Source organism: Flavobacterium rhamnosi (genome assembly GCF_048286515.1).
Classification (GTDB): Bacteria; Bacteroidota; Bacteroidia; order Flavobacteriales; family Flavobacteriaceae; genus Flavobacterium.
On the sequence record NZ_JBLVPS010000010.1, the window covers coordinates 31,213 to 44,213 of the forward strand.

A 13,001-nucleotide genomic window follows, 5' to 3' on the forward strand; every position below is an offset into this window, starting at 1 on the left:
CGATTTCTTCTTTTATTTTAGCGATAATCGCATGGCTAAAGTGATATGTTATCATCAGTTTTATCACTTTTCACAAAAGTAAAAAACATCAAATATTCTTACTTTTTCGTAAAGAAATCAGTATTATTCAACAACTGATTAACTTCGGCAAAAAAATAGGCTTTAATTCAATGCCAATAAAAATAACGTATCTACATTAAATCCGATACTTAATCATTATCAATTAAACATTTACCTGAATTCACGGGTAATAAATATTAAATTTAGTGAAAATAAATTTTTATTACAAATAAATCAAACATAACATCTTAAACCTCCACCTACAAAAATCAAAAAATATTGTTTCCTGAAAGTTTATAAAATTACAGTCACAAAAAAAGTGTTTACTACAAACACTTTTAAACTATTGAAAAATAAAATCAATCTTTATGTAGCCACTTGAGCAACATGTTTTCTAAATCATTTTGGATAAGTGGCTTTGGCAGATAATCATTCATTCCTGCTTCCAGGCATTTCTCTTTGTCACCAATCATTATTCCGGCAGTTATGGCAATTATCGGAATCATTGCGGAATCTTTAAATTTCCTGATTTCGCCAGTTGCTTCGTATCCGTTTTTATTTGGCATTTGAATGTCCATTAAAATAACATCCGGTTGTTGTTTTTTATATTGTTCTACAGCTTCATTTCCATCCTTACCTTCAAAAATAGTACAATTGGACATTATTCTTTTAACCAGTGTTTTTGCTAAAAGCATATTGATTTTATTGTCCTCAACTATTAATACCTTTTTATTGCTTAGCGTCTCTTTTGGAATAATGTTATCCTTTGCAATCCCATCAGTAAGTACTGAAGTTATACCTTTTATATGATTTGATTTTTTAAATTTAATGACAAAGAAAAAATCACTTCCATCTCCATATTTACTGATTAACTCCAATTTGCTATCCATTAGCGCTAAAAGCTGATTTGAAATAGCTAAACCTAATCCAGTACCACCAAATTTTCGATTGGTAGAATTATCCTCCTGTACAAAAGAATTAAATATTTTTTCATTGTTCCCCTTTTTTATTCCTACCCCACTATCTTTTACAGAAAATTTAATAGTTGTCCACTTTTTATTTGCTGGCGCTATTTCATTGATATCCAGCCGTATTTCTCCAAAACTTGTAAACTTAACGGCATTACTCAACAGATTTACCAGTATTTGCTTTAATCTTACAGAATCAGCAAGAATATATTGCGGAACGTTTTTATCTATTTGCAGTGTTAACTCTATATTCTTTTGCTTGGCTTGATATTTAAACAAATCAATGACCTGATTTGTTAATCTAAATAGATTTATTTCCTCTATATCGAGCTCTAATTTTCCAGATTCTATCTTAGAAAAATCCAATACATCATTGACAATTTCCATTAATGACGTTGCTGATTCATTAACTGTAGTCATATATTCGGCCTGATTCTTTTTTAGATTTGACTTCATTAATAAATGAGTAAAACCAATAATACCATTTAATGGAGTTCTAATCTCATGGCTCATATTCGCAAGAAAATCAGTCTTCGCTTTATTTGCGGCTTCGGCTTGTTCTTTCGCTTTTATAAGTTCCATTTCCATCACCTTTTGTTCGGTAATATCAATGAAACTGATTACTATTTCAAATATTTCACCATTGGAATCAATTTCAGGAAAGCCATTAACTAAAAGCCACGCTATGTCATTTGTTTTCGGTCGATTAACTCCAACGACAACATTTTTTATCGGTTTCTTACTTGCTAATATTTGATTTACTGGATATTTTTCAACCGACATCGCAAAATTGTCTTCATTCAAAAATCTCCAGTCTGGACTAATGGCCGTTTTCCCTTTCATTTGATTATGACTCAACCCCAGTAATTCCGATGCTTTTAAATTATTTACAATAATTGAAGTGTCCGATGCATGAACAACTATACCTGTATCAAGATTCTGTAACAAAACGCGGTATCTTTCCTCACTTTTTAGCAATGCATAGTCCGCTTGTTTGGCGCTTGTGATATCACGGGAAAGACAAATAAAGTGAATATCATGATCTTCACTTTCCTGCATGGGTGCGATTGAGAGTTCAAACCAATGTATACCACTCTGCAACTGCAATGAATATTGTCGTCCGGTGGAGAACCCCTTTTCTGAAGCTTCCTGAATAGCGGACAGACACAAATCAGCAACATCGGGCGGTAATACTTCGGAAAATCTTTTACCTAAAAATACTTCTGAGGGCAGCGCTAACAAATCATCACGACGGGAATGGTAATTGTAAATTCTGCCGATCATATCAACTTCAAAAAGTAAATCCGGAATAGCTCCAAGTATAGCTTCCAGTTTTTTGTGCATTTTCTTGAAGTCATCCTCTGTTTTTTTACGTTTACTTACATCTCTTACTATTGCAACAATACGTCCATCTGCAATCATTTTGGCAGTAATTTCAACGGGAATCAGTGATCCGTCCTGATGCAGCATATTGCGTTCCATCAGCGTTTGATCTCCATTAAGCAATTCTTTCATCATGATGGGTCTGTTTTTCAGCTCATCAATTGTATATAAATCTAGTAGGTTTTTAGAACAAAGCTCTTCTTTGGTATACCCAAGCATGACGCAGGCACTTTCATTTGCTTCAAGTAAATCTCCTGAAATATCATTAATAAAAATAGCATCTGAAGCTTGCTCTACAAGGCTCCTGTATTTTTCTTCACTTTTAAAAAGCTGATCCTTTACATTCTTTAATTCGGTGATTTCAGTCATCGATCCATTTAAACGAATCGGTTTGCCAAATTCATCTCTGGTTAAAAAAGCTCTGCCGAAAAATATCCCATAATTCCCATCTGCTTTTTGAAAACGAAATTCATCCGACCAAGTACATGAAGTCCCCGAATAAGATGCTTCAAGATTATTTATCACCCGAACAAAATCATCTGCATGAAGTTTTTCTCTCCATATTGTAGAGCTTGGCTCTATTTTTTCAATAGTGGAGTCTAAATTAAAAAGTTTAAAAAAGGCTTCATTATGCCAATTTTCATCTGTCCTCAAGTTCAATTCAAAAACGGCATCGTTAGTTGCTCGGGAAATAATTTCAAATCGCTCGTTTGCTTTTCTAATTTTTTCTTCTGCTTTTTTTATTTCAGAAAGATCGATACCCATTCCGAGCAGACATCTTTTTCCTTCATATTCAACTGCTAATGAATTGATATAATAGGGAACTTTATTTTTTGTTTTGGTAAATAATTCGACTTCAATACCAGGTGATTTTTTATTAAATACTGTTGCTATTCTTTCTCTGATTCTATCTTTTTGTGTCTCATGATAAAAATCAACAGGACTCATTTGATTTATTTCATCGCTATTATACTCAGAAACATCTTCAAAATTTTTATTCCATTTTAAAAACTTTCCGGAACTATCATAGAGATAAAAAATACCCGGTAGATTATTAATTACCGTTTCTGAAAGTTGTTTTTCCTTTAAAATTAAATCTTCAGCAATTTTACGTTCTGTAATATCAGTAATTGTACCTATATATCCAATGATCTCGTTTTCAGAATTTCTCTCTGGTATAGCCTGTCCGATTACCCAAGCGATTGTACCGTCAGGACGAACAAAACGATATTCTGACAGCGAAATTTCTTGACTATAAATTGCACTCTCCCATCCACTAAATAGTGAATTTTTATCATCATTATGAACTGCTTTGAGCCAACCATTACCTAAAGCTTCCGCAGAAGATAATCCTGAAATTTGACACCAACGCGGATTTACATAGGTCGTATTTCCGGCTGCATCTGTTTGAAAAATCCCTACTGGAGAAACTTCAGTCAACAAATGATACCTTTGTTCACTTTCAATAACGGACTGCTCTGCTTTTTTCCTTAAATTCTCTTTTTCTAAAATTTCTAAAGCAAAAATTACATCGCTGGTTGCCTCCTGTAATAATGAAATTTCCTCAGCATCAAAAAAGTTTTTTTCATTAGCATAAAAGGAAAAAACACCAACTACCTTTCCGAATTTTTTTATTGGCACTGCCATTGAAGAAAAATATCCACGCTCTAAAGCTTCATTTTTCCATGGCTTCATCATGCGATCGTTTTCAATATCATTACAAACAACATATCTACCTTCTCGAACCGCAATTCCTGCAGGACCATTACCTACTGGTATATCTTCAGTTGAAATCATTTTTATTGTAGAAAGATATCCCCTGTCTTCGCCGGCAATCATTGCCGGAATTAATTTTTTAGTCTCTTCATCTACTAATCCAATCCAGGCCATTCTAAACTTCCCTAATTCAACAGCTATTGTACAAGCTTCTTTAAAAAGTGTTTGTTCATCAGTAGTCCGAACAATCATTTGATTTATCTGGCTAATAAATGAATGAAGCCGATTGGCCTTTATGAGTTTTTGCTCGGCTCCTATACTTTCGGTGATATCAGTTATAATTCCATGGCAAATTACAGTTCCTTCTGGTTCAACCACTGGCAAAGAGTTCATTTCATGCCATACTAATCCTTTTTTTGGATGAAAGTAACGGTATTTGCCTTTGAGAGGAATTAACTTTGTTTTAGTAGCTACAATGCTTTTCATAACGGCATCCAAATCTTCCGGATGAATTAAATCAAAAATTTTATTGCTATCAGTCTTAATAGCTTCATACGCAAAACCATAAATCTCGTCGATAGCACTACTAGCATAAGAATAGCCTATAGAACCATCTTTATTTTGACGCATCGAATAAATTAAACCCGGAGAAGTAGCCGCAATTTTAGCAAACTTATCTCTTTCTTCTCTTAATGTTTCCGTTATTATTTTACTCTCAGTACTATCTTTAACGAAACCCAGAAAACGATTTTCCGAAAGTTGTACAGCCTCAACAGACCACCATTTAACATCGCCGTTTTTATGAATCGCTTTAAGTTCTTTTTTTGCTATTCCATTATCTAAAAGTTTCCGAAATTCTTTGAAATAATCTTCTAGAGATTCCAGAGCTGACAAATCACCAAACTTCATGGTTAGTAGTTCCTCTTTGGAGTAACCCGTCAATACTGTCGCGGCATGGTTAACATCTAAGTAATTTCCTTGCTCATCCAACACAAAAACTCCATCTGGTGCATTTTCTATGTAATTTTTAAACTTAGCATTGCTTTCTTCTTCAATTACTTTTAGTTTATAATCCAGTTCTGCTTTTTCTTTTGCTTTGACCGCATCCTCGATTTGCTTTTTTAAACTAACGTCCTGAGTGTTAACTCTGATTGCAAATACACTCCCATTTTCATCCAATACTGGGAATACTGTTTCATTCACCCACTTTGTTTTGTTAAGAAAAATAGCGTTTTTTTCAACTTCAAAAGGCTTTTTATCAATAATTAATTCCTCGATTCGATTTTGAAAAAACACTGCCTCTTCTTGAGAAAAATGACTTAAATATTCTTGGAATAAATCTACATTGTCTTTTTTTTCAACTTCAAAAATAGCATACAATTCTTCAGACCAAATTATTTTTTTTGTTTTTAAATTGAATTCCCATGTACCGATTTTTGCTATTTTTTGGGCATGGTTTAGTAAGTTTTCACTCCTAATTAATTTTTCCTGGGTGCTCCTTATCGCTGTGACATCTCTTCCGATTGCGTAAATATTTTCCGCAGAAATACTGTTTGCTGTCCATTGAATAGTAACAAATTCACCATTTTTTTTTAGAAATCTATTTTCAAAATTCATTGCGGGGTTTCCTACAGCAAGGCTTTCAATCTCTTTTAACGATCTTTCAAGATCATCGGGATGTAAAAGATGGATAAAAGAATTATTAAATAATTCTTCTTTTGAATAACCAAGAATTTCAAAAAAAGCGGGATTAATCTCTTTAAAAAAAGCATCAGTTCCAACAACACATACAAGATCATTAGACTCTTCAACAAAAAACTTGAAACTAGCTAATGCTTCTTCTTTTTTTAGTAATCGATTTATTTCTAATTCTTGGGATTTTGTTTTATTGAGTAAATCGCTATAGGAGGGGTCGGCTATCTTCATACTCTTAGGTTCAAATAAACATTAAATATAACAAATTATTAACTTCAAATTAAACAGCTCCAAATATAAAAAACATCCATACAAGATTCCATTATAACAGGAGCTACTGACATGGAATATACTTAATTTTATTTTTATAGTCCTATTTATGTAAAAAATATTTAAAAATAATGTCAATATTCAAATTTCAGTTAAAACACAATGTTTACGTACTGAAAATCTAGCCCAATTTTTCCCTACTGCATTTTTAAAATCGTTACATTTTTGACTACAGAAACAGTTGTGGTACGCATTTTGAGTATACTGTGCGATTGAAACACTATAGCTCCAAAACTATTAAGGCTGAATAATAAAATTTATGCAACGCAAAAAACAACATGCAAAATAAACGAGCAAACTAATGATTTATAACATATTAACAAACAACAAGCTTTCTAAAAACAAATTATTTACCTTGGCTTAAAATAATTTTAACAAAAAAATAACTTACATTTGTATATACAAATGTAAAATGTGTTACATTTGTACCAACAAATTACATATTCAAATATGAAAATTGAAGAAATTTTAAAATCAACTGTACCGATGGATAATTCAAAAAAAATTATGCTGAATATTTTGTATACACAAAATGTGATTACAGATAATTTTAATGAAATATTAAAACCTTATGAAATATCTGGGGAGCAATATAATGTTCTGCGCATATTAAGAGGTCAAAAGGGAAATCCGGCAAACATGTGCATGATACAGGAGCGCATGCTGGCCAAAACAAGTAATACAACAAGACTTGTGGATAAATTATTACTAAAAGAATTAGTGACTCGAAAAGTTTGCCCAGAAAACAGACGAAAAATTGAAGTCCTGATTACTCAAAAAGGACTAAATTTTTTGAAAGAACTAGATCCAAAAGTAATCGCACACGACCAGTTTTTTTCAAAAAATTTAAATAGCGAGGAAATAAATCAATTAAATCTATTATTAGAAAAATACAGAAATCAATAAATACCAACACTAATATGAATACTTTCTTAGACCATCAAAATTGGCGATACGCAACAAAAAAGTTTGATACAACAAAAAAAATAACAGCAGAAGATTTAACCATATTAAAAGAAGCAATTCGTTTGAGTTCCTCTTCCTATGGTTTACAACCTTACAAAATAATTATTGTAGAGAATCCTGAATTACGAGCAAAATTGCAACCTTCGGCTTGGGGACAATCTCAAATAGTGGAAGCTTCTCACTTAATCATCTTTGCAAATGAAACGAACATTGGGGATAATGCTATTGATAGTTTTTTGCAAAACATAAGCGAAACAAGAAGTACACCTATTGAAGCCTTATCTGGTTATGGTGACTTTATGAAATCTAAAATTTCAACATTAACTTCGGAAGCAAAAGATATTTGGACAGCAAAACAAACTTACTTAGCTTTGGGTAATCTTTTAAATGCAGCTGCTGAACTTAAAATCGACGCAACTCCTATGGAAGGTTTTGTGCCTGCTCAGGTAAATGAAATACTAGGTTTGGACCAATTAGGACTAAATGCGACCTTAATTGCAACACTTGGTTACAGACACGAAGAGGATGTAACACAACATTACAAAAAAGTTAGAAAATCAAACGAAGACTTATTTATAACACTTTAATCACTAATTCAAATTAAATATTAATCTAAATCAAATTTAAACACATGAAAAATTTAAAATCAATTGCATTGGCATTAGTAGTAGTTTTATCTACTTTATCTGTAACAGCACAAACTAAAAAAGTTGATGCTTCAAAAAGTACTGTTAACTGGGTTGGAAAAAAAGTTACTGGAAAACATGAAGGAACTGTAAACTTAAAAGATGGTAAATTAATCTTTAAAGGAAAAAAATTAGCTGGTGGTACTTTTAATGTTGATATGACATCACTAACAGCGACTGACCTTTCTGGAGAATACCAAGGAAAATTAAACGGTCACTTGAAATCAGAAGATTTCTTTGGAACTGAAAAATTCCCAACAGCAACATTGGTTTTCAAAAAAGTAGTTAAAAAAACAGCTAATCTTTACACAGTAACTGGAGATTTAACCATTAAAGGAAAAACAAACCCAATCACATTTGATCTTGCAACTACACCAAATACTGCTGCAACTTCATTAAAAATTGACAGAACAAAATACGATATTAAATATGGTTCTGGAAGTTTCTTTGACAATCTAGGAGACAAAGCTATTTCGGATGACTTTGACTTAGCAGTTGCTTTGAAATTCTAATATTTTTTTTCAAAATATCAGCAAACCCCAACAGTCTAAAATTGGACTGTTGGGGTTTCTTTTTGGACACCAAACAAAGTATTCCTTAATCCTTCATTACAATTAGTTATAGAATTGGCTTTAATATTGAATTGTGTGAAATCATTTATTAATACTTTTTAGTTTTTGAAATTAGCATTAAATTTAACTAAGATATAGTGTTTCAGCATCTTAAAGTTGAGATTGATTTTCGTAACTTTGATAGTGAATAATCAAATTCCATTTTTATTTTTTATTCACCATTGACTTTTAACTTAAAAATATCATTATGAAAAATTTAAAAAAAATTAGTCTCGTCCTACTAGTCATTTTTACATTTATTACTGCTGAAGGACAAACCAATAAAATTGATGTCTCTAAAAGTAAAATCAATTGGGTAGGAAAAAAAGTAACCGGTCAACATGAAGGAACAATAAAACTAAAAGACGGCTATATCATCTTTAAAAATGCGAAAGTGGCGGGAGGAAATTTTACTGCAGACATGAAATCATTGTCAAATACGGATCAGACTGGAAAATCGAAAATAAAATTAGAAGGCCATTTGAAATCGGACGAATTTTTCGGTGTAGAGGATTATAACACGTCCAACCTAGTTTTCAAAAGCGTTGGCGATAAAGGCAATAATGTTTACAGCGTCACTGCAGATTTAACAATAAAGGGAGTTACCAACCCCGTAAAATTTGATTTCATAGTAAAAGGTAATACTGCAACAGCTGCTCTAAAAATAGACCGGACAAAATATGCCATACGCTATGGTTCTGGCAGTTATTTTGATGATTTGGGAGATAAAACGATTTATGACGAATTTGAATTAAATGTTGATTTAGTATTTTAACCGAAATTTATTTAACAAAAAAGCATGAAATTTAATATTTTTTTTGGTTTTTTATTTTTGAATAATCAAAATTCATTTATATATTTGTCACAGCAAAAAAAATAATGAAAACAACTATAAACAATACTTGGTGGTGGAATAATTTACGTCAGTGGTCGTGAACAAAGCTCCTATAGTATTATAAACTATAAATATAAAAGGCTTGTCATTCACGACAAGCCTTTTTTTTGTGCTCTATTTCTTTACTATTACACAACACTAAAAAATTTATACAATTGAAACCTTTTATCCTAAATACAAAATACAAGCAAATTCTTGCAGATACGATAACTCCCGTGAGTGTCTATTTCAAAATTCGTGATAAATTTCCTAATAGCTTATTACTGGAAAGCAGCGACTACCATGGCAATGACAACAGTTTTTCTTATATCTGCTGTAACCCTATTGCTTCAATAAAAATTGAAAATGAGACCATCTACAAGACCTTTCCTGATGGCAGTTTTGAGACTATTTCTATTGAAGCTAATACTAATATTCCACAGGTAATACAAGAATTTTCAGGTCAATTCAAATCCGAAAAAAATGACTTTAAATTCATAAATAATGGATTGTTTGGTTACATTTCATATGATGCTGTTCGATATTTCGAAAAAGTAACGATTGCAAAAAAAGACAACAGTATTTCTATTCCTGATGTTTATTATGCAGTATACCAAAACATAATAGCTATCAATCATTTTAAAAATGAGGCCTATATTTTCTGCCACAGTTTAGATGGAAAGAATAATATCTCGGAAATTGAGCAACTGCTGCAATCCCGAAATATTGCTTCTTATAAATTTTCGAAAGAAGGGGAAGGATTTTCGAATTTGACTGACGAAGAATTCAAACATAATGTAGCTTTGGCCAAAAAGCATTGTTTTAGAGGTGACGTATTCCAATTGGTTCTATCCAGACGATTTACACAAGGTTTCAAAGGTGATGAGTTCAATGTATACAGAGCATTGCGAAGCATCAACCCTTCTCCGTACTTGTTCTTTTTTGATTATGGTGATTTCAAAATATTTGGTTCTTCTCCGGAAGCCCAAATTATTGTCAAAAACCGTAAGGCTGAAATTCATCCGATAGCAGGAACTTTCAAAAGAACAGGTGATGATGAGAAAGATGCTATTCTTGCCAAACAATTATCAGAAGACAAAAAAGAAAATAGTGAACATGTTATGTTGGTAGATTTAGCCAGAAATGATTTAAGCAGAAATGGTCATAATGTCAATGTAGAAAAATATCGTGAAGTGCAATTTTTTTCTCATGTGATTCACCTGGTTTCTAAAGTCACCGGACATTTACACCCGAGTGCCACAACTATGCAGGTTGTAGCTGATACTTTTCCGGCGGGAACTTTGAGTGGTGCACCAAAACACCGCGCTATGCAACTGATTGAAGAGTATGAAAAAACCAATCGGAATTTTTATGGTGGTGCTATCGGTTTTATGGATTTCGAAGGAAACTTTAATCACGCCATTATGATACGCACTTTCCTTAGTAAAAATCATCAATTGCATTCACAAGCCGGAGCAGGAATTGTAGCGAGTTCTGATGAAGAAAGCGAAATGCAAGAAGTATACAACAAATTGAGAGCGCTAAATGTCGCTTTGGATTTAGCGGAAACTATTTAGAAAAAGAAGAAATAGACAAGACCCAAGATAAAAAAAATGAAAAAAATACTAGTCATAGACAATTACGATAGTTTCACTTATAATTTGGTGCATTATCTGGAAGATTTAGATTGCGAAGTAACCGTATACAGAAACGATGAATTCGATATTGATGAGATTGCAGTCTTCGATAAAATTCTTCTTTCTCCTGGACCAGGAATTCCAGATGAAGCTGGATTATTGAAAGAAGTCATTAAAAAATACGGACCTACCAAAAGTATTTTTGGAGTGTGTTTGGGACAACAAGCGATAGGCGAAGTATATGGGGGAACACTTTCTAACTTAGATAAAGTATATCACGGAGTTGCTACTAATGTAAAAACAGTAGTGGATGATGAACTACTATTTGAAGGATTAGGAAATGAATTTGAAGTAGGTCGTTATCATTCATGGGTAGTGGATACCAATTTACCTGATGTCCTGGAAGCCACTTCATTTGACGAAAATGGCCAGGTAATGTCATTGCGTCATAAAACATACGATGTTCGTGGTGTACAATTTCATCCGGAAAGTGTCTTGACCCCTAATGGGAAAAAGATATTGGAGAATTGGGTAAAGAGTTAGTAATCTGTTTTTAGTTTTCACTAACATAATTAACAATATAAATGACAATTATAATTTCCGAAACAAGAGATTTAAACAGTAAAGATATAATAGACCTCTATAGCGCAAACCAATGGAGCTCGGCAGATAAACCGAAAGAATTGTTTAATGGTCTTTTGAATTCGGATACTTTAATTACTGCTTGGGAAAATAAAAAATTAGTTGGACTGGGGAATGCTATTTCTGATGGATATTTAGTAGTTTATTATCCTCACTTACTGGTTCATCCTGACTATCAAGGGAAAGGTATTGGAAAAATGATTTTTGATAAAATGCAAGAGAAATACAGTAGCTTTCATATGCAAATGCTGACCGCAGATGGAAAAGCAATAGATTTCTATAAAAAAAACGGTTTTGAACGCGCGGGACAAACGGAGCCGATGTGGATTTACAAAGGAAAAGAACATTAGTCTCCCGGCTTCCACATCAGCTATCAGAAAATAAAATCGTAGTATTTGCGGCCTATATGGCAAAAATAAAATAAAAATGAAAAATATATTAAACAGACTTATCAATCACGAAATACTTTCGCAAGAAGAAGCAAAAAATGTATTGGTAAATATCTCCAACGGGAGTTATAACACTAGTCAGATTGCGTCTTTCCTAACCGTTTATATGATGCGAAGTATTAGTATTGAAGAGCTTTCCGGTTTCCGTGAAGCGCTATTGGAATTGTGCATCCGTGTGGATTTATCAGCCTACAATACGATTGATCTATGTGGTACCGGTGGAGATGGCAAAGACACCTTCAATATTTCTACCTTGGCTTCGTTTGTAGCGGCAGGGGCTGGAATAAAAGTAGCGAAACATGGAAATTACGGCGTTTCTTCCATTTCAGGTTCCAGTAATGTAATGGAAAAATTAGGTATTAAGTTCAGCAACGACACTAGTTTTCTGGAAAGAAGTATCGATAAGGCTGGTATTTGTGTTTTACATGCGCCACTATTTCATCCCGCTATGAAAAATGTAGGACCCATCCGAAAAGAATTAGCAGTAAAAACTTTCTTCAATATGTTGGGGCCAATGGTTAATCCGTCGTTTCCTAAAAATCAATTGGTAGGGGTTTTCAATTTAGAATTAGCAAGGATGTATGCTTATTTATATCAAAATACTGATGTGAATTTTACAATCTTGCATTCCCTTGACGGTTATGACGAGGTTTCACTGACAGGACCAACAAAAACGATTACCCGTTCAATGGAAGGCATGTTAAAACCAGCAGATTTTGGTGTTCGCGTTTTGATGCAAAGCGAAATAGAAGGTGGAACAACAATCGAAGAATCAGCTCAAATGTTTACCAATATCATTTCTGGAAAAGGCACTGAAGCCCAGAACAATGTGGTTTGTGCCAATGCCGCAATGGCAATTGCAACGGTTACAGAATGTTCTCCATTAGAAGGTTTTGAGTTAGCAAAAGAAAGTCTATTCTCCTCAAAAGCATTAAAAGCGTTGCAGACCTTACAGGAATTGAGTAAATAAAAACACTTTAAAGT

9 protein-coding genes are annotated in these 13,001 nt (G+C 32.9%); 8 read left to right on the plus strand and 1 reads right to left on the minus strand.

From position 1 onward, the window contains the following. Window positions 1-419: 419 nt before the first annotated feature. Complete coding sequence (locus ACNQGN_RS09830; RefSeq protein WP_417987653.1) at window positions 420-6,053, minus strand: PAS domain S-box protein; 5,634 nt, start codon at window positions 6,051-6,053, stop codon at window positions 420-422. Window positions 6,054-6,602: 549 nt separating this feature from the next. On the opposite strand from ACNQGN_RS09830, the gene ACNQGN_RS09835 reads away from it, so the two are divergent. From ACNQGN_RS09835 to trpD, 8 genes are all read left to right on the plus strand, one after another. After that, window positions 6,603-7,058, plus strand: coding sequence for a MarR family winged helix-turn-helix transcriptional regulator (locus ACNQGN_RS09835; RefSeq protein WP_417987654.1), 456 nt, complete (start codon window positions 6,603-6,605; stop codon window positions 7,056-7,058). Between the two features lie 14 nt (window positions 7,059-7,072). Then, a complete protein-coding gene (locus ACNQGN_RS09840) occupies window positions 7,073-7,705 on the plus strand; it encodes an NAD(P)H-dependent oxidoreductase (RefSeq protein WP_417987655.1) in 633 nt (210 codons plus the stop codon). Between the two features lie 44 nt (window positions 7,706-7,749). Next, a complete protein-coding gene (locus ACNQGN_RS09845) occupies window positions 7,750-8,316 on the plus strand; it encodes a YceI family protein (protein WP_417987656.1) in 567 nt (188 codons plus the stop codon). 307 nt (window positions 8,317-8,623) lie between these two features. Beyond that, window positions 8,624-9,190, plus strand: coding sequence for a YceI family protein (locus tag ACNQGN_RS09850; RefSeq protein WP_417987657.1), 567 nt, complete (start codon window positions 8,624-8,626; stop codon window positions 9,188-9,190). A gap of 275 nt (window positions 9,191-9,465) precedes the next feature. Next, on the plus strand, window positions 9,466-10,866 hold the full coding sequence (locus ACNQGN_RS09855) for an anthranilate synthase component I family protein (protein WP_417987658.1): 1,401 nt from the start codon (window positions 9,466-9,468) through the stop codon (window positions 10,864-10,866). 36 nt (window positions 10,867-10,902) lie between these two features. Then, window positions 10,903-11,469: an anthranilate synthase component II gene (locus ACNQGN_RS09860; RefSeq protein WP_417957630.1), complete on the plus strand. Its 567-nt coding sequence runs from the start codon at window positions 10,903-10,905 to the stop codon at window positions 11,467-11,469. Between the two features lie 41 nt (window positions 11,470-11,510). Then, window positions 11,511-11,918 (plus strand): GNAT family N-acetyltransferase, encoded by a 408-nt coding sequence (locus ACNQGN_RS09865; protein WP_417987659.1) that lies wholly within the window; start codon window positions 11,511-11,513, stop codon window positions 11,916-11,918. Between the two features lie 76 nt (window positions 11,919-11,994). Continuing rightward, on the plus strand, window positions 11,995-12,987 hold the full coding sequence (trpD, locus tag ACNQGN_RS09870) for an anthranilate phosphoribosyltransferase (RefSeq protein WP_417987660.1): 993 nt from the start codon (window positions 11,995-11,997) through the stop codon (window positions 12,985-12,987). The last annotated feature ends 14 nt before the right edge of the window (window positions 12,988-13,001 follow it).

Excerpts from the sequence above, each read along its gene's own strand:
- ACNQGN_RS09830 (WP_417987653.1), bottom strand. The coding sequence starts at position 6,053 with ATGAAGATAGCCGACCCCTCCTATAGCGATTTACTCAATAAAACAAAA.
- ACNQGN_RS09835 (WP_417987654.1), top strand. The coding sequence starts at position 6,603 with ATGAAAATTGAAGAAATTTTAAAATCAACTGTACCGATGGATAATTCA.
- ACNQGN_RS09840 (WP_417987655.1), top strand. The coding sequence starts at position 7,073 with ATGAATACTTTCTTAGACCATCAAAATTGGCGATACGCAACAAAAAAG.
- ACNQGN_RS09845 (WP_417987656.1), top strand. The coding sequence starts at position 7,750 with ATGAAAAATTTAAAATCAATTGCATTGGCATTAGTAGTAGTTTTATCT.
- ACNQGN_RS09850 (WP_417987657.1), top strand. The coding sequence starts at position 8,624 with ATGAAAAATTTAAAAAAAATTAGTCTCGTCCTACTAGTCATTTTTACA.
- ACNQGN_RS09860 (WP_417957630.1), top strand. The coding sequence starts at position 10,903 with ATGAAAAAAATACTAGTCATAGACAATTACGATAGTTTCACTTATAAT.
- ACNQGN_RS09865 (WP_417987659.1), top strand. The coding sequence starts at position 11,511 with ATGACAATTATAATTTCCGAAACAAGAGATTTAAACAGTAAAGATATA.
- trpD (WP_417987660.1), top strand. The coding sequence starts at position 11,995 with ATGAAAAATATATTAAACAGACTTATCAATCACGAAATACTTTCGCAA.